Source organism: Serratia sp. GW822-FHT06D09 (assembly GCF_058799515.1).
Genome location: NZ_JBXALO010000003.1, coordinates 560005 through 577789 on the forward strand (window position 1 = coordinate 560005; position 17785 = coordinate 577789).

At 53.8% G+C, this 17785-nt stretch carries 20 protein-coding genes; 12 read left to right on the top strand and 8 right to left on the bottom strand.

What is annotated here, in order from left to right; genetic code table 11:
• Positions 1-2 precede the first annotated feature (2 nt).
• From AC1RKG_RS10330 to AC1RKG_RS10340, 3 genes are all read right to left on the bottom strand, one after another.
• Positions 3-836, bottom strand: a complete 834-nt coding sequence (locus AC1RKG_RS10330) for a carbohydrate ABC transporter permease (RefSeq protein WP_493182945.1) — start codon at positions 834-836, stop codon at positions 3-5.
• Positions 826-1767 (bottom strand): carbohydrate ABC transporter permease, encoded by a 942-nt coding sequence (locus AC1RKG_RS10335; RefSeq protein ID WP_046373311.1) that lies wholly within the window; start codon positions 1765-1767, stop codon positions 826-828. Before AC1RKG_RS10335 ends, AC1RKG_RS10330 begins: the two co-directional genes overlap by 11 nt.
• Positions 1768-1828: 61 nt before the next feature.
• Positions 1829-3103 (bottom strand): ABC transporter substrate-binding protein, encoded by a 1275-nt coding sequence (locus tag AC1RKG_RS10340; protein WP_020827408.1) that lies wholly within the window; start codon positions 3101-3103, stop codon positions 1829-1831.
• A 740-nt stretch (positions 3104-3843) separates the two neighbouring features.
• On the opposite strand from AC1RKG_RS10340, the gene AC1RKG_RS10345 reads away from it, so the two are divergent.
• The 6 genes from AC1RKG_RS10345 (at position 3844) to ompC (ending at position 11866) form a co-directional block, all read left to right on the top strand.
• Positions 3844-5058, top strand: a complete 1215-nt coding sequence (locus AC1RKG_RS10345; RefSeq protein WP_128864731.1) for an aspartate aminotransferase family protein — start codon at positions 3844-3846, stop codon at positions 5056-5058.
• A 52-nt stretch (positions 5059-5110) separates the two neighbouring features.
• On the top strand, positions 5111-6145 hold the full coding sequence (gene astA, locus AC1RKG_RS10350; protein ID WP_020827406.1) for an arginine N-succinyltransferase: 1035 nt from the start codon (positions 5111-5113) through the stop codon (positions 6143-6145).
• A complete protein-coding gene (gene astD, locus AC1RKG_RS10355; protein ID WP_044551955.1) occupies positions 6145-7617 on the top strand; it encodes a succinylglutamate-semialdehyde dehydrogenase in 1473 nt (490 codons plus the stop codon). Before astA ends, astD begins: the two co-directional genes overlap by 1 nt.
• 180 nt (positions 7618-7797) lie before the next feature.
• A complete protein-coding gene (astB, locus tag AC1RKG_RS10360; protein ID WP_020827404.1) occupies positions 7798-9138 on the top strand; it encodes an N-succinylarginine dihydrolase in 1341 nt (446 codons plus the stop codon).
• Positions 9139-9149: 11 nt separating this feature from the next.
• Positions 9150-10133 (top strand): succinylglutamate desuccinylase, encoded by a 984-nt coding sequence (gene astE, locus AC1RKG_RS10365; protein WP_493182949.1) that lies wholly within the window; start codon positions 9150-9152, stop codon positions 10131-10133.
• A 650-nt stretch (positions 10134-10783) separates the two neighbouring features.
• Positions 10784-11866, top strand: coding sequence for a porin OmpC (gene ompC, locus AC1RKG_RS10370; protein ID WP_046373317.1), 1083 nt, complete (start codon positions 10784-10786; stop codon positions 11864-11866).
• 83 nt (positions 11867-11949) lie between these two features.
• On the opposite strand, the gene AC1RKG_RS10375 is transcribed toward ompC, so the two are convergent.
• Positions 11950-12174 (bottom strand): biofilm development regulator YmgB/AriR family protein, encoded by a 225-nt coding sequence (locus tag AC1RKG_RS10375; protein WP_020827319.1) that lies wholly within the window; start codon positions 12172-12174, stop codon positions 11950-11952.
• A 130-nt stretch (positions 12175-12304) separates the two neighbouring features.
• Positions 12305-12496: a YdfD/YebW family protein gene (locus AC1RKG_RS10380; protein ID WP_012145560.1), complete on the bottom strand. Its 192-nt coding sequence runs from the start codon at positions 12494-12496 to the stop codon at positions 12305-12307.
• A 228-nt stretch (positions 12497-12724) separates the two neighbouring features.
• Here AC1RKG_RS10380 and lysM point away from each other — a divergent pair, with 228 nt between their 5' ends.
• The 4 genes from lysM to AC1RKG_RS10400 all read left to right on the top strand — a co-directional run bounded on the left by lysM (position 12725) and on the right by AC1RKG_RS10400 (position 15613).
• Positions 12725-13171 carry a peptidoglycan-binding protein LysM gene (lysM, locus tag AC1RKG_RS10385; protein WP_020827318.1) on the top strand — a complete coding sequence of 149 codons (447 nt, stop codon included), beginning with the start codon at positions 12725-12727 and terminating at the stop codon, positions 13169-13171.
• A gap of 458 nt (positions 13172-13629) precedes the next feature.
• Positions 13630-13794, top strand: coding sequence for a hypothetical protein (locus AC1RKG_RS10390; RefSeq protein ID WP_020827317.1), 165 nt, complete (start codon positions 13630-13632; stop codon positions 13792-13794).
• Positions 13795-13890: 96 nt separating this feature from the next.
• Positions 13891-14832, top strand: coding sequence for a pirin family protein (locus tag AC1RKG_RS10395; protein WP_142815072.1), 942 nt, complete (start codon positions 13891-13893; stop codon positions 14830-14832).
• 427 nt (positions 14833-15259) lie between these two features.
• Positions 15260-15613 (top strand): DUF1304 domain-containing protein, encoded by a 354-nt coding sequence (locus AC1RKG_RS10400; protein ID WP_493182954.1) that lies wholly within the window; start codon positions 15260-15262, stop codon positions 15611-15613.
• Between the two features lie 29 nt (positions 15614-15642).
• Here the strand turns inward: AC1RKG_RS10400 and AC1RKG_RS10405 are convergent, their stop codons facing one another.
• Entirely contained in the window at positions 15643-16029 is a 387-nt protein-coding gene (locus AC1RKG_RS10405; RefSeq protein WP_041414657.1) for a helix-turn-helix domain-containing protein, read from the bottom strand.
• Positions 16030-16486: 457 nt separating this feature from the next.
• Positions 16487-16699 carry a YccJ family protein gene (locus tag AC1RKG_RS10410; RefSeq protein WP_012145555.1) on the bottom strand — a complete coding sequence of 71 codons (213 nt, stop codon included), beginning with the start codon at positions 16697-16699 and terminating at the stop codon, positions 16487-16489.
• A 200-nt stretch (positions 16700-16899) separates the two neighbouring features.
• On the opposite strand from AC1RKG_RS10410, the gene AC1RKG_RS10415 reads away from it, so the two are divergent.
• Positions 16900-17139 carry a DUF2766 family protein gene (locus tag AC1RKG_RS10415; protein ID WP_004945684.1) on the top strand — a complete coding sequence of 80 codons (240 nt, stop codon included), beginning with the start codon at positions 16900-16902 and terminating at the stop codon, positions 17137-17139.
• 42 nt (positions 17140-17181) lie between these two features.
• Here the strand turns inward: AC1RKG_RS10415 and AC1RKG_RS10420 are convergent, their stop codons facing one another.
• Positions 17182-17415 (bottom strand): YobH family protein, encoded by a 234-nt coding sequence (locus AC1RKG_RS10420; protein ID WP_020827312.1) that lies wholly within the window; start codon positions 17413-17415, stop codon positions 17182-17184.
• A 178-nt stretch (positions 17416-17593) separates the two neighbouring features.
• Between AC1RKG_RS10420 and mgrB the strand changes: the two genes are divergently transcribed.
• Positions 17594-17737, top strand: coding sequence for a PhoP/PhoQ regulatory lipoprotein MgrB (gene mgrB / locus AC1RKG_RS10425; protein WP_461545429.1), 144 nt, complete (start codon positions 17594-17596; stop codon positions 17735-17737).
• Positions 17738-17785: the final 48 nt, after the last annotated feature.

A 17785-nucleotide genomic window follows, 5' to 3' on the forward strand; every position in this document is an offset into this window, starting at 1 on the left:
GGTTACCCTTTGACCGCCCCACGGGTGAGGCTTTCCATCATTTGTTTGGACGAGAAGATAAAGGCGATCAGCAGTGGGACGATCGCCAGGAAACTGCCGGTCATCACCAGGTTCCACGGCGTGGCGGTAGCGCCGCTCAGGCTGCGCAGCACCAGTTGGAGAATTTGCTTGTCCGGCGACTGCAATGCCACCAGTGGCAACATAAAGTTGTTCCAGGTATCGACCACCACCACGATCGCTACCGTCAGCAGCGCCGGGCGCATCAGCGGCAGGCCGATACGCAAAAATATCTGCAGTTCATTCAGACCGTCTATGCGTGCACTGTCGAGTATTTCGCTGGGCAGTGAGGAACTGACGTATTGCCGCACCAGGAAAATCCCGAAGATATTCACCCCGGCGGGCAGCCAGACGGCGGCAAACTGATCGAGCAAGCCAACGCTTTTAATCACGAAGAAGTAGGGCACCAGATTGACCACGCTGGGCACCATCATGGTCAACATGAGGGTGGTGAATAACACCTTTTTGCCCTTGAACTGATAGACGCTGAAGGCGTAGCCCGCCGCGGCGGAAACCAGCACGCTGGTCAGGGTGGCCATGGCGGTGACATACAGGGTGTTGAGCAGCGAGCGGGTGAAAGGCACCTGTTGCTCCAGCCCCCGGTAGTTTTCCAGCAGGTGGCTGCCGAAGCGCAGCGACATGCCCATGATGCTGCGGGTGTCCTGCGTCGCCAGCAACGCCGACCAATAGAACGGGAACAGCGACAGCGAGGCGAACAGCGATACCAACAGGTAAATCACCAGCTTGCCGGTGTCGAAACGGCGGCCCTCAGCGATCATTTTTGAGTCCTCCACGGTTGCCGAAACCCCAAAACACCAGCGCACTCACCAGCGCAATCAGCAGGAACAGGATCCAGGAGATGGCCGAAGCGGTGCCCATATCCAGATAGGACCAGCCGGTCTTGTAGACGTACATCGATACCGTCAGGCCGCTGTTGTCGACGCCGCCGGTGCCCTGCGTCAGGATCATGGGTTCATTGAACAGCTGCATGTTGCCGATCAGCGTCATCAGCGTGGCGAAGAAGATAAAGGGCGCCAGCAGCGGCAGTGCGATGTAGCGGAATTTTTGCCAGCGGCCAGCACCGTCCAGCTCGATCGCCTCGTACAGGTCCGGCGAAATAGAGGCCAGACCGGTCATGTAAATCACCGTATTGATACCGGTGAACTTCCAGGTCACCTGATTGGCGATGGTGAAGCGGATCCAGTCGCTGTCAAAGAAGTTGATCGGCAACGCGGCGGCCAGCGCGCTCAGGTGCAGCTTGGCGGCCAATCCGCTTAACAGCTCGTTGACCATACCGACCGGCGAGAACAGGTTGAACACGATCAGGCTGACGGCGACGGAAGAGGTGATGTAGGGCAGGAAGATCGCCGCCTTCAAAAAACGCCTGCCGCGCACGATGATGTGCAGCAGCGAATAAGCCAGGGTGATGGCGAACAGATGTTGGCACAGGCCGGACACCAACGTGATTTTAATGGTGTTGACCAGCGACACCCAGAAGGCGTCATCGGTGAAGGCATAGTAAAAGTTATCCAGCCCGACAAACTTCATCGAACTCAGGCCTTTTACCGGGTTCCAGGATTGGAATGAGAGAAACGCCGAGAAGAAGATCGGGAAGGCGTTGAACACCGCAAACAGCAGCATGAAAGGCAGCAGCAGCAGGTAGGCGGTGCGGTGATCGTGCAGCAGCCCTTTGAAAAATCGCTTACGCATAGACTCCCCGAACCGTCGGAAAACGAAAAAAGGCGGCCGGTAAGCCGCCGTAGGCTGATGATTACAGGGCGCGCATCCGCCGCTCCAGCAGCTTATTGGCATCGCGCAGAGTGCTGTCGATGTCCTGATGCTGCACCAGGATCTTCTTCGCCGCTTCGTTGAGAATTTCGTTGGCGATATTGTCTTCCGGTGAGGAAGCTACGGGCTTCAGGTCCGGCACCAGGCTGGCGTAATAGCGCATCGAGTGTTGGCCGCCGAGAATGCTGCTGGGCGTATCGAAGTAAGGCGCGTTATACACGTCGAGGCGTGCAGGCAAGGTGCCGGCGGTTTTCGCGGCGTCGATCACCACGTCACGCTGCATAAAGTATTGAATGAACTGCCAGGCCGCCTGGGCATTCTTGCTTTGCTTGGGGATCACCAGCGTGGTGCCGCCTGCGTTGACCTTGATATTGCCCGGCACGCCCGTCACCCGCCACAGACCGGCTTTCGCACCGTCCGGATCCAGTTCCTGCTCGATGCGGCCTTCGTCCCACGGGCCATCGATATCGGCGAACAGTTTCCCCTGCCGGTACAGTTTGATGTATTCCTGCGAGTTGGTGGAGCCGTCCAGGGAGGCTGCCAGCCCTTTGTCATACAGCGTTTTGATTACCGTCATCAGCTGTTTGATTTGCGGTGAATCCAGGTTGGGCTTGCCGTCTTTGGTGTATACCGGCTTACCCGGCTCACTGTTCATGCCTACCACCAGCGGATTGATCAGGCTGGTGGCCGCCGGCAGCAGATAGGCGCCTTGCTCTTTTTTCAGCTTCTCACCGAAGGCGATAAAGCTGTCCCAGCTTTGGGTGATGTCCTCAATCTTTACACCCGCTTTCTGCACCATGTCATTACGGTAGATCATGATCACCGGCCCGGTGTCGTAAGGCACGCCATAGATATTGCCGTCATTCCCCTTCGCCAGGCTGATCATCGAAGGATCGAACTGCCAGCCCTGGCTATCAATGCTGAACGGCGGGGCGCTTAGGTTATTCAGGCCGCCGGAGTTGGCGAAGCTGCCGAGTTTGATGGTGCTGACGCTGAAGATATCGGCGGCGCCCTGGCCAACGGCCAACGCGGTGGTCAGCTTTTGATGACAGTCGGCGAAGCCGCATTTGATCGACTGCACCTGAATGTCCGGATGCGCCGCCTCAAAGTCTTTAATCACTTTGTTGATGTAATCATTGGGCAAATAGTTGGCGAAGGTAATGCTGGTGTTGGCACTGGCGGAAAGGGGCAGGCCCAGCAGCACGGCCAGTGCGACCCCGGTGATTCTTTTATTATTACGCAAGCAGACTTGAGCCATGATAACCCCGATCCTGTGCAGTCGATGTGGTGTGTGTTTTTTCATCATGGAACACGTGTTCCATTGAAATTAACCTATTATCGCGTCAGCAGACTGTCAACATTTTGTTCGGCAAGTTAACAAATATGAGATCTGACGCGGCAGTTGCCCAGCTTCACGCCCGATTTTGGCCCACACAGGGTCACGCAGAGCCTGTGATGACGCGGGTTTGCCCGCATCCGGTGCATTTCCTGCACCGGAATGGGGCAAAAGTGTGATGGGGAGCAAATCAGGCCAAATTATTTTTGCGAGCGCGATCAGAAATATCGAAGTTTTTTGTCATTGAATAGGATTTCGCAGTCAATGATGATTTTTCGCCTTATTTTTCCAATTATTCATTAGCAATGCATATTTATTGAATAAGTATGCATTATAAGCCGTTGTTTTACCGAAAAAAACCGCGTTTTTCGCCAAAAATCCCGTTTTGGCACGATAGCTGCTCTACACTCTTTATCAAACGGCATGTATTTTAACTGCTCGTTAACATTTATTCCCCGTTACAGGACCTGATACCCGGCATAAATAGCGAAAAACGCGAATGATGTAACAGATTTGTTTCTGAATAGGCGGTGAAAGGCAGAGTTATCACCGGCTAAAAAACGGATCGAACGGCGCGGTTTTTTATGTTTTGTTGTGGACCATCCAGGCTGGAGCGGCCCTTACAGTCAAAATTCAGTCTTTGCTGAAGTTATGAGGTCATTATGGAACAGCCAATCGCAGTTACCCGCCAGTCTTTCGACGACTGGATGGTCCCGGTTTATGCCCCCGCTGATTTTATTCTGGTACGGGGAGAAGGCTCGCAGGTATGGGATCAGCAGGGTAAGTCTTACATCGATTTTGCTGGCGGCATTGCGGTTAACGCGCTGGGCCATGCGCACCCGGTCGTGACCGCAGCGCTGGTGGAGCAGGCGGGCAAACTTTGGCACCTGGGCAACGGCTATACCAACGAGCCGGTGCTGCGGTTGGCCAAGCTGCTGATTGACGCCACCTTTGCCGAAAAGGTGTTTTTCTGTAACTCCGGGGCGGAAGCCAACGAAGCGGCGCTGAAACTGGCGCGTAAACGCGCACTGGATAACGGCAACCACAGCAAGAACCAGATTGTGGCATTCAACAACGCCTTCCACGGCCGCACGCTGTTTACCGTGTCTGCCGGTGGCCAGCCTAAGTATTCCAAGGACTTCGCGCCATTGCCGGGCGGCATCACCCACACGCCATTTAACGATCTGGCGGCCGCTGCCGAGGTGATTAACGACAACACCTGCGCGGTGATCGTCGAGCCTATTCAGGGCGAAGGCGGCGTGTTGCCAGCCGATGCTGCTTTCCTGCAAGGCCTGCGTGAGCTGTGCGATCGCCACGATGCGCTGCTGATTTTCGACGAAGTGCAAACCGGCATGGGCCGTACCGGCGACCTGTACGCCTACATGCAGTACGGCGTGGTTCCTGACGTGCTGACCACCGCGAAAGCGCTGGGCTGCGGCTTCCCGATCGGCGCCATGCTGACCACTGACGAACTGGCCAAAACCCTGAGCGTCGGCACCCACGGCACCACCTACGGCGGTAACCCGCTGGCGACGGCGGTGGCGGGCGCGGTGTTCTCCGTCATCAACACGCCGGAAGTGCTGGAAGGGGTTAAGCAACGCCACCAGTGGTTCCTTGACGGCCTGAACAAGATTAACCAGCAGTATCCGATTTTCTCTGAAATCCGCGGCGGCGGCCTGTTGATTGGCTGCCAGTTGACCAAGGACTACGCCGGCAAGGCGAAGCAGATCACGCAGTTGGCCAACGAAGAGGGCGTGATTGCCCTGATCGCCGGTCCGGACGTGGTGCGTTTCACCCCTTCACTGGTTATTCCTGAGCAGGATGTGAAAGAGGGGCTGGCGCGATTCGCGCGAGCCGTGGCGCGGATTTGCAGCTAACACACAGGCTGCGCCCTTACCGGCGCAGCCTGATTCAGACGAGGTTCGCATTATGATGATTATTCGCCCTATAGAGCGTCGCGATTTGGCTGACTTACTGACGCTAGCCGGTAAGTCCGGCATCGGTCTCACTTCCCTGCCACAAGATGAAGATACCTTGTCGGCACGCATTGAGCGGGCGTTAAAAACCTGGCAAGGCGAACTTCCGCGTGGTGACCAGTGTTATCTGTTTGTGCTGGAAGACAGCGAGCGCCAGCAGGCGGTAGGGGTTTGCGCGATTGAAGTGGCCGTCGGGCTGACTGAACCCTGGTACAGCTTCCGCGTCGGCACGCAGGTGCATGCATCCAAACAGTTGAACGTGTATAAATCGGTGCCGACGCTGTTCCTCAGTAACGATCACACCGGCCATTCCGAACTGTGCACGCTGTTCCTCGATCCGGACTATCGTCACGGTGAAAACGGCAAGCTGTTGTCGAAGGTGCGTTTCCTGTTTATCGCCGCTTTCCGTGAGCGTTTCTCCGCCCGGCTGATTGCCGAAATGCGCGGTTTCTCTGATGAAGAGGGCCGTTCGCCGTTCTGGGAGAGCGTCGGGAACCATTTCTTTTCCATCGAGTTCGCCAAGGCGGACTACCTGAGCGGCACCGGCCAGAAAGCGTTTATCGCCGAACTGATGCCGAAACACCCGCTGTATGTCGATTTCCTGGCCGAAGACGCGCAAAAAGTAATAGGCGAAGTGCACCCGCAGACCGTACCTGCACGTCGGGTACTGGAGTCCGAAGGGCTGCGTTATCAGGGTTACGTCGATATTTTTGACGGTGGCCCAACGCTGGAAGCGGAAATCGATCAGATCCGCGCGGTCAAACAAAGCCGTCTGGTGAAAGTGGTACTGGATGAGACCCCGATGCGCGCCGATGCGCCGGCTCTTTTGGTGGCCAACGATCATTATGAGAATTACCGCGCACTGCTGGTCAATGCCGATCTGTATGACGACCGTCTGCATCTCAATGCTGCTACCGCCGAGGCGCTGGGCGTTGAACAAGGCAGCCCGGTGCGGGTCATCCCCCTTATTGCACAGGAGAAAGCGTAATGTCACATCCTGCACTCTTTATTAATGGTGCCTGGCAGCAAGGCCATGGCGCTGCGTTCAGCAAAACCGATCCGGTTGATAACCAACCGCTGTGGCAGGCCAACGCCGCCGACGGCAGCGATGTTGCTGCCGCCTGTGAAGCTGCCCGCGCCGCTTTTCCGGCCTGGGCACGTACTCCGTTCGAACAACGCGAACAGTTGGTGAAGCGTTTTGCCGCTTTGTTGGAAGAGCACAAGTCTTCGTTGGCGGCGGTGATCAGCCGTGAAACCAGTAAACCGCGTTGGGAAACCCTGACCGAAGTGCAGGCGATGATCGGCAAAGTGGCGATTTCATTGCAGGCCTACCAGGCGCGTACCGGCGTAAGCCAGACTGCGATGGCGGACGGCGCTTCGGTGCTGCGCCACCGCCCGCACGGCGTACTGGCGGTGTTCGGCCCTTATAACTTCCCCGGACATTTGCCGAATGGCCACATCGTGCCGGCGCTGCTGGCGGGCAACACCGTGGTGTTCAAGCCGAGTGAACTGACGCCGCAAACTGCCGAAGAAACCCTGAAGCTGTGGCAACAGGCCGGGCTGCCCGATGGGGTTCTCAATCTGGTGCAGGGCGGGCGTGAAACCGGTGAGGCGCTGGCCGCCAGTGCGGATATCGACGGCCTGCTGTTCACTGGCAGCGCGGGTACCGGTTACCACCTGCATCGCCAGTTGGCCGGGCAGCCAGAAAAAATCCTGGCGCTGGAAATGGGCGGCAACAACGCGCTGATTATCGATCAGATCGAGGATCGCGATGCGACGGTTAACCTGGCGATTCAGTCGGCGTTTATTTCCGCCGGCCAGCGCTGCACCTGCTCGCGCCGCATTCTGGTGAAACGCGGCAGTGAGGGCGACGCTTTTATCGAGCGTTTGGTGCAGGTGGCGAGTGCGCTGCGTGTCGGGCGTTGGGACGCTGAACCGCAGCCGTTTATGGGCGGCGTGATCTCTTCGGCGGCGGCGGAAAAAATGCTGGCGGCACAACATCACCTGCTGGCGCTGGGCGGCAAAGCTCTGCTGACCATGCAGCGTCTGGAAAGCGGCAGCGCGCTGCTCAGCCCAGGCATTATTGACGTGACCGGGGTACGTGACGTACCGGACGAAGAGTACTTCGGCCCGCTGACCACCATCATTCGCTATAACGACTTTGATGAGGCGCTGCGTATCGCCAACCAAACGCGTTATGGCCTGTCGGTTGGGCTGGTCTCGCCGCAGCGTGAGCAGTTTGATCATCTGCTGCTGGAAGCGCGTGCCGGTATCGTCAACTGGAACAAACCTTTAACCGGGGCTTCCAGTGCGGCACCTTTCGGCGGTGTCGGGGCGTCCGGCAACCACCGTCCGAGCGCCTATTACGCGGCAGATTATTGCGCCTGGCCAATGGCGTCATTGGAAAGCGAAAGCCTGACGCTGCCAGCCAGTTTGTCGCCGGGGCTGTCGTTTAATTAAATTTTACCCGTCGCCTTTCAAGCCGCAGCGGGGCGAATAAGTTCGCCCCGTTTAACGCGGGCACAGCATGTAGCGCCCCTACAATAACTGGGGATGAGCAAACTGCTCGCCTGGCTGCAACTTGAAATTCATAGGGTATGTTTTGAGTAGGGCCGAGCTTGCTGGGCCCAGGAGAAAAGCATGTCAGGATATGAAGTCAATTTCGATGGTCTGGTGGGCCTGACGCATCACTATGCCGGGTTGTCATTTGGCAATGAGGCCTCGACCCAGCATCAAAACAGCGTGTCGAATCCGAAACTGGCGGCCAAACAGGGTCTGCTGAAGATGAAGGCGCTGGCGGATCTCGGCTTTCAGCAGGGGGTATTGCCGCCGCAGGAACGGCCGCACCTGCCGATGCTGCGCAAGTTGGGTTTCAGCGGCAGCGACGAAACGGTCTTGGCGCAGGCGATGAAGCAGTCTCCGCGCCTGCTGTCTGCGCTCAGCTCGGCTTCTTGCATGTGGACCGCCAATGCGGCCACGGTTTCACCTTCGGCGGACAGCGCGGATGGCAAAGTGCATTTCACCGCGGCCAATCTGAACAACAAATTCCATCGCGCGATTGAGGCCGAGACCACCACCGGCGTGCTGCGGGCGATTTTCAACGATCCACGCCATTTCGCCCACCATGAGGCTTTGCCGCAGGTGGCGCTGTTTGGTGACGAAGGCGCGGCCAACCACAACCGACTGGGCGGCGATTATGGCAAGCGTAGCGTGCAGATGTTCGTCTACGGCCGACAGGAGTTTGGCGGAGAAATCGCCCCAACTCGCTATCCGGCACGCCAGACGCGCGAGGCCGGGGAGGCGATTGCCCGTCTGCACCAGTTGGATGAGCAACATACGGTGTTTGTGCAACAGAATCCGGCGGTGATCGATCAGGGCGTATTCCACAACGACGTTATCGCCGTCAGTAACCAGAATGTATTGTTCCACCATCAGCAGGCGTTTTATCAGCAGCAGCAGGCGCTGGATGAAGTGCGTCGCAAAATGGCGTCGCTGGACAGTGAACTGGTGGCGATTGAGGTGCCGACGGAGCGGGTTTCCGTGGCGGATGCGGTCGCGACCTATCTGTTCAACAGCCAAATTCTGACCAAGCCTAACGGCAAGATGATGATTGTGGTGCCGGAAGAGTCGCGTCAGCATCGCGGCGTGTGGGGCTATCTGAGCGAGATGGTGGCCAGTGGCGGACCAATTGATGAAATCAAGGTGTTCGATCTGCGTGAAAGTATGCGCAATGGCGGTGGGCCTGCCTGCCTGCGATTACGTGTGGCGCTGAACGAGCAGGAATTGCGGGCAGTCAATCCGCGCGTGATGATGAACGATACGCTGTTCGTTACGCTCAATGACTGGGTTGACCGCTATTACCGAGATCGTCTGACGCAGAACGATTTGGCTGATCCGCAATTGCTGCGCGAAGGGCGCGATGCGCTGGATACCCTGACGACCATCCTCGGGCTGGGATCGGTTTATCCTTTCCAACAATAGGCGATGTCATCATGTTTGATTTGTTGGCTCTGACGCTGGAAGGGCATACGCCCGAAGAGCAACGGGGCGAAAATGCGGATTTACACTGGCGTTGGCTGGGGGAAGGCCTGCTGGAAATCACACCGCGCCGGGGATATCGGCAGGCGGTGGTGCTGTCGGCGGGGATCCACGGCAATGAAACGGCGCCGATTGAGCTGCTCAATCAACTGGTCAAGGATCTGCTTGGCGGCAAGCGAACTTTGGTGGTTCGGCTGCTGGTGATATTGGGCAATCCACCGTCAATGCGCGCCAATAAACGGTACCTGCACAGCGACATGAACCGGATGTTTGGCGGCCGCTATCGCGATTTCAGCCACAGCGACGAAACCGTGCGGGCGCAGCAACTGGAGCAGGCCGTCGCCGCGTTTTTCGACGGTGAGCAAGCGACACGTTTCCATTATGATCTGCATACGGCTATCCGAGACTCGCGCCTGCCGCGCTTCGGGATTCTTCCTTTCCAGACCCGGCCTTACAGTGCCGAGATGCTGGCATTGCTGGACGCGGCCGATTTGGATGCGTTGGTGATCCACAGTGCGCCGGGCGGCACCTTCAGTAATTTCACCAGTGAGCATGCCGGCGCCGCCAGCTGTACGCTGGAACTGGGCAAGGCGCGGCCGTTTGGTAGCAATGATTTACAGCAATTTGCCGCCATTAACCGTGCACTGCAGGCGGCAGTCAGTGGCGAAGCCTTGCCGCAGCGAATGGGAGAGGCTCTGCGGGTGTTCCGCGTTGAGCGATCGCTGATCAAACGTAGCGAAGCGTTCAAACTGCATCTCAGTGATGATACCGCCAATTTTACCGAGCTGGAGCAGGGGACGTTACTGTGTGAACAACCGGGGGAGGAGTACCGGGTTCAGCATGCCAGAGAATGGATTTTGTTCCCTAATCCCCAGGTCGCACTTGGATTGCGCGCCGGTATGGTGCTGATTGAAGCGCCGCGCAGCACGCTGTATTAACCTGTCAGTTTCGAATACGGTTTTATACTTACAGTATTTAAGGTTGTAGCGATGTCGGCTGCAACCTTAAATAACGGTGGTATATCCTGCTGATAATTCCCGTTACTTCCCCTTCTTTATAGTCTCTCTATCGAAACTTATATTTTATGTTGAATTTATTTTTGCCGTCATTTTTTGATGGTTTGAATCGATTTAATTATTCGAAGCGGTAAAAGACTTGCTTAAAACGTGGCGAAACACACTAAATCACCGCAATGACTTTACTCAGATAAAAATGTGAAATAAGTAACGTTATTAGTAACCATGCTAAGATTCATGGTATTTATGAATCGAATGGAAAGCATACAAAAGGAAACCAAATTGCACCTTTATGGTGCGTTGCACCAAATTGGTTATAAGATATGTAATAAATATCAATATGAATCAATGAGTTGATTGACTTCTTTGTTGTAATATTTTGTTACACATAAACATGCTTTATCCACGGTGTTTTATGAACTTTTTTATTTTAAGTTTGGATTCATGATGCTAATGTCACATGGCTTCTTAATTAGAGGCGCTCATAAAACACTAAATGATAAAGATCACAGCCCAAACCATAAATTGGGCGTGATGGGCAGAAATTAAAATTATAATATCTAGGAAAATAAATGATGAAACGCAGTGTATTAGCCTTAGCTATTGCCTTAGGGGCAATGACCTCCTTTGCCAACGCGGCAGAAATTTATAATAAAGATGGCAATAAACTCGACCTGTACGGTCGCGTAGCAGCCAAACATGTTTTCAGCGATGACAAATCCGAAGATGGCGACAAGACTTATGTCCGCTTCGGTTTTAAAGGCGAAACGCAAATCAATGACCAACTGACCGGTTACGGCCAGTGGGAATACAACGTCCAGGCCAACCACGATGAAGCGCAGGGCACTGCCGGCACCAAAACCCGTCTGGGCTTTGCTGGCCTGAAGTTCGCCAACTACGGTTCATTCGACTACGGCCGTAACTACGGCGTGGTGTACGACGCAGAAGCCTATACCGACATGCTGCCGGAATACGGCGGCGACTCCTACAGCTACACCGACAACTTTATGACCGCGCGCTCCAACGGCCTGGCTACCTACCGTAACCGCGACTTCTTCGGCTTGGTGGAAGGCCTGAACCTGGCGTTGCAGTACCAGGGCAAAAACGACAGCGACAGCCGCGGTGTGACCAAACAAAACGGCGACGGCTACGGCATGTCCCTGGATTACCAGGACATCGGCGGCTCCGGTATCGGCGTAGCGGCGGCATTCTCGGATTCCAACCGCACCAGCGATCAGAAAAAATCTGTTTACGGTAAAGGCGACAGCGCAACGGCCTGGACCACAGCGATTAAATACGACGCCAACCAGGTTTACCTGGCTGCCATGTACGCCGATACGCGCAACATGACGCCAATCAGCGGCAACGGCGTATCTGGCTTCGCCAACAAAACGCAGAACTTCGAAGTTGTGGCCCAGTACCAGTTCGAAAACGGTCTGCGTCCTTCTCTGGCCTACGTGCAGTCTAAAGGCAAGGATATCGAAGGGATTGGCGATGTTGATCTGGTGAAATACGTGGAAGTGGGGGCGACTTACTACTTCAACAAAAACATGTACACCTACGTTGACTACAAAATCAACCAGTTGAACGACGATAACAAACTGAAGCTGAGCACCGACGACGTCGTGGCAGTGAACCTGACCTATCGTTTCTAAGTTTCAACACCATTACCTTCTTCCTGTGTCGGGATAAAACGGTAATCAGGCAGAGCGAAAGCTCTGCCTTTTTTATTGGGTTGTTAACCTTTGGGGGCTTGCCCCATCACTTCGATGGCGGAACGCAATGTAGCAAAGCGTTGCTGATTGGTTTCATGTTCAATCTCGTTAACCAAATGGGCCAGAATATTATTGCCGGAAACTTTTTTGTTGAGATTGATCAGTTGAATGACCGCGCCGCCGACCACCAGGCTGACGTCGCGTAACAGGGCTTCGTAGTGTTCGTTTGAGAAGGTAGAAACGGGCATCGCGCCATCTCCATATCGTTCGGGTGAGGCAATTTAGCAAAATAGTGGCATAAAGCATCGTCGGCATGCCGGCTTTCCGGTGAATTCAGAAATTCCTCAGAGGAAAGTAGTATAAAAGTCTTTTGGCGATTTACATCGGCGCATATTCGTTGGCGGGTAGCCAAAAGCCATCGATAAAATCTTCAAATGGGAAGCAGCCGGCGTGGCGCAGGTTTTGTTCTTTCATACTGATCAGGCACTGGCGTTCGTCACGCAGCACGTCAACCACGATATCGGCGCAGCCGCCGTCCAGATAACAGACAAACATCACCAAGGCGTACATCGCTTCTTATATCCTTCCTCCTAATCCTTCCATGCTCTTATTGTAGGTAACTTCAGCGATTGTTTCATGTCAGGTGCTGCATAAAAGGACAGATTGGCAATGAAAGTTGGCACTTTCGGATTACTCTAACCGCTTAATACTGTTGGACCAATTGAATATCCCTCTTGCGGTGCTAAGCTTAATAAGTCTTAAGTCAATGCAACATGCTAACCATCGAAAGGAGTGAATATGGGTTTGTTTAACTTCGTCAAAGAAGCGGGCGAGAAACTGTGGGACACAGTGACCGGCAATGCGACAGCCGAAGATCAAAGCGCCAAACTGAAGGACCATCTCAATAAAACCGGCTTGCCGGGTATCGATAAGGTTGATGTGCAGGTGGTTGACGGTAAAGCCGTAGTAACCGGGGATGCGGTCAGTCAGGAGTTGAAAGAGAAGATCCTGGTGGCCATCGGTAACGTGGCAGGTATCAGCGGCGTGGAAGACAAAGTAGCGGTTGAACAAGCCGCCGCGGAAAGCCGTTTCTATACCGTGAAGAAGGGCGACACCCTGAGTGCGGTCTCGAAAGAAGTGTATGGCAACGCAAATCTGTATAACAAGATTTTCGAAGCGAACAAGCCAATGCTGTCCAGCCCGGACAAAATTTATCCGGGGCAGGTGCTGCGTATTCCGCAGTAATACCCACAGCAGCACGACACTGTCTGGCCCGATCTGTTATCGGGCTTTTTTTATGTTTACTTGCATAAGTTAGCCTAATTATTTTATTGTCTTAATAAGACTTTTGAATGCATCGTAATCTTGGTCATCTCAGTTCTGGGGGAGTGTTGACCCTGGTGAGGAAAGTTGATAGCGTCTTGCCACTCTTGAGGTCTGAGTGGCATTGGGCGCGGAATCTGACAAACCCGCAATGGCGGGCTTTTATCAATCACCCTTCACAAAAACGTTAACGCGTGATGAGTTAAGATAGATTCTGTGAAACAACAACGTAATACCTCACAAGATAAAAACTACCGTGAAACTTTGGGAGACGCGCAATTCGCTGTCATTGTGCTGGCGATAGCGTCCTGTTCCCTGATCATTTTTACGCTTTCAGTCACGCTATGGCTGACGTGATGTCGTTCAATACAGGAGATAAAATGGAGCACAATCTCCACGATGAAACCAAGCTGTTGGCCGTTATCGGTTTACTGGTTTCCGTGTTGTTAGTGGTATCGATTCTTTTTGGTGTGACTTACTTTTCCGATCTCAAGCATGCGCGCGATGAGGTCGACATCAAAGGCTGCTATATAAAGGCGTCGTAGCCTTCTGCCTCCCGGGTTGCGTTCTGGTCGCTTGCTCATGATAAGCTGGCGTCCAGCTACTCACTCAACCCGTGTGTCGTTCTGGAGGCGTTAATCATGAGCAATTCCCGCCCAACCTATTCATCCTCTTCCCGTGATTGTCCTGTGGTTGACGGCATCCGTCAGATCCAACGTATTGCCGTACGTAACGCCGAAGTTGGCGGTATCCCGATAAGCCGTGCCTTGCCCACCCGTGAACGGCGTACGCTGGGCGCGTGGTGCTTTCTCGACCATGCAGGCCCGTCGGTATTCAGCGGTTCCTCGCAGGGGATGGACGTTGGCCCACATCCGCATATCGGTCTGCAAACCTTTACCTGGATGATTGAAGGGGAAGTTCTGCACCGGGATAGCCTGGGCAGCGAACAGGTGATACGGCCAGGACAGGTCAATCTGATGACCGCAGGACGCGGTATAGCGCATACCGAACAGTCCACCGGTGAGCAACGGCGTCTGCATGCTGCACAATTGTGGATTGCCTTGCCCGCAGAACATGCCGATACGGCGCCGCGCTTCGATCATTATCCCGACTTGCCGTGCTGGCTGCACGATGAGGTCAAACACACTTTACTGGTGGGGGAGTTCGAACAATATCGCTCTCCGGTGTCGACTTTTTCACCGTTAATCGCCATGGATTTGGAATGGCAGGCTGATGGTTATTTGCAATTACCTCTGCGAAAAGATTTTGAAATAGGTTTATTGCCCCTTATTGGTGCATTTGAGGTTAATGATGAAAAATTTTCACCTGATGAATTCGCCTATTTAGGTATAAATCTTAACCGTATCGAGTTACGTGCCAAGAAAGGAAGTCGTGCATTATTAATCGGTGGCTTGCCATTAACCGAAGAGATTCTCATTTGGTGGAATTTTGTCGGCCACAGCAAACAAGAGATTAGCCGTGCGCAGCGTGATTGGGAGCAGGGGAATTCACGTTTTCCCGATGTCGTCGGCTATTGCGGTCCCCGCATGACCGCGCCACGCCTGCCCTGGAGCGATGATTGATACCTTCGTGCTATAACAACGGGATATTTTTATTCATTTCGCTCTATTAACGTTAAATTAATGTGATCGGAATTCCATGTTTTCGCATCGATATAGTTTATCTGGTAAATAGTGATCTTGCGCAAATAAATGGTCGGAGCAGTGGATTAAGATAACTTTCAAGAAGTGATGTTATCTACCGCTAGTCAGAAGCCTGTGAGGTTAATATGAGCCAAGTACTCTATCGTGCAAGATTATCCCATGTTGTTATTGCAACGGCGGCGTTCTGGATCTCTATCGCAGCCATGCTGGTTGTTGTTCTGAGCTAACTCTGAATGATTATGCAATAAACCCGCTACGGCGGGTTTTTTTATGTCGATATATTCGCAATATTCTCAGTGAGGTTATACTTATAAAACCCAATATCTGATTAACCCTGCTAATAACAATGATAATTCTTTCTAATATAGTGGTGTTGCTTATTGCAGCGATCCATTTGTATATCCTGATCCTGGAAATGTTCCTATGGCAGAAGCCTACCGGCAGGCGAGTGTTCGCCACCACCGCGGAGTTTGCTGCCGCCACGCGGGTGCTGGCGGCCAATCAAGGGTTATACAACGGTTTTCTGGCGGCGGGGTTAGCCTGGGGCGTCTGGCGTGAGGAGCCGGCGGTGCAACTGTTCTTTCTTGGGGGTGTGCTGGTGGCGGGCGTGTTTGGTGGGCTGACCGCGAGCCGCAAGATTCTCCGTGTACAGGCGCTGCCCGCGCTGGTCGCTATTTTAGTGGTGCTGTGGGCACATTAGCCCGCCGTTAGCGGCGGCGGGAAAGAGAGTCAGGCGGTTTTTTGATGAATGACGTGCAGCGGCGGGGCGATATGCAGGTCGACGCTTAAATCCTGACGGAAATCATAAGGCGTGATGTTGAAGCGCTTTCTGAACATATAAGTGAAATGCGATTGCGAGCCAAAACCGAAATCCAGAGCGATGTCGAAGATGGAGGCGTCACTGGTGCGCAACTGGTAAACCGCCCCGGCCAATCTGCGTTCGCGAATATACTTACCCAGCGAAATCCCGGTCGCTTCTTTGAACAGCTTCTGCATGTGCCACAGGGAGTAGCCGGAATACTCGGCCAGCTCTTCAAGATGGATCACTCTTCCAAGGTGAGTTTCGACCCATTTACTGAGGGCGCAGACTAATGAGAGGTGGTGTTCTTGTATCATCAGTGCGTCTGTGTGAGATCTACATAGCGCTGAAGTATACACAACTTGCCGCCATGGACAAAAAGACCGCCGTCACCCAGGCGAAATTATTCGGAAAAACCATCGTCAAGCAGCTTGTCAGGCGGAAGGAAAAACGGCTAATCTGAGGTTGCCCGCTACCGCTGATATCGCAGTGGTTCTGGTCGCAAAAAATAACCGCCAAAGCAGAGTCAGCCGTGACAATTCAGCGTTGAAGGGGTGATCGCATGTTAATGACAGTGATTATTACTCTGGTTGTGATTGTGGGCGTTGCCGCTTTTATGGTGACGCCGGTGATGAGAATGAATAATGCGGAAGGTGTGGGAGGTGAAGAGCCGTGATTTCAGGGAACAACACGACCCCAAGTCGGGGTTGACCGAAAACCGAAAAAGCCTGGGCGCAGCAGTGACCCGGGCTTTTTATTGCTGAGTTGCGTGGATTAGACGTTTTTTCGCTCTACGGTTTCTTCGCCCCAGTACAGCTGGTCGGCACTGGTTTTGGCGAAAGCCATTTGCAACGCTTCGTCACTGCCTTCCTCCCAGATTTTTTGTGCCAGAACCTCATCGTTTTTTGCCAGCTCAAAAATTGCCTCCGCGATCTCGACCGAGGTTTCACGTACGGTTGCCCAGGATTTCACATTGTGGTTTGCCATAACTTTCTCCTGTTGGGGTGTGGCTGAAGGATGCGCCGGTAAGCGCGTCGCTTAAACCTTAAGTATAGGCCAATACGGCCGGGCATTTTGGCACCCGATGCGCAATAACGTTGAAATTCAGCGGCAAACAACCTGGGGGCGGCAAAGCACCAGGTGACATGTTATTCTGTGCGGCGACTGAATCAAGAAGGAAAGTAATTATGTCAGACATGCTGAGCAACGATCAGGAATTGGCCTCCGACCTGGTTGCCTGCCAACTGGTAATCAAACAGATTCTGGATGTTATCGACGTTATCGCGCCGACCGAGGTGCGTGACAAGATGGCAAGCCAGCTGAAAAGCATCGATTTCTCCACTCATCCTGCCGGTGCCGATCCCGTGACCCGCAGGGCGATCGAAAAAGCGATTGCGCTGATTGAGATGAAGTTTACCCGCAACTGATGGGGGAAACCGTCGCCAGGCGACGGTTTCGGGCGGTGGTGATCAATCCACCACCGTTTCGACTTTTTTGAACAGCGGACAGTCGGCCACGCCAATGACGCCGTTGTCCCCGTGCAGATACTGAGCAATCACCACATTGCGTGCGGTCATATATTTACACTGCAACCCCAGGCCAGCCACGTTCTTGTTGCTGCCGACCAATACGCCGTATCCCGAAAACAAAAATACGCCATACACCACTGCCAGTAGCAGTAACCCCTTAATCAGCTTACTCATTATAACTCCCGTTTATTTATCGTCGTTGCGATATAGCCACGCGCCGACGCAGGCTGCAACGGTAACAATCTGAAAAGTCATCGTCAAAACGGTTTCTAAACGACAGGTTAAACTTCGTTTAAGTTAGCTGTGGTAGCATTGCGAACAGATTATCAAGATAACAATGAGGCTGCTAAATTTGTTGCGAAAAAAAGTCCTCGTGATAGTGGCGTTCCTTGCGGCCTGTCTGTTTTTTTACCTGCTGGCGCTGGATAGCTACTGCGATGAGGGAGGCTCCTTTGCGTTGGGGGTGTGTTCCGTTACTCGTTTCATTCCCTGGTGAGATGCGCAGCGGTGCATAACAATTTACTATCAAGATGTTCGTGCCCGC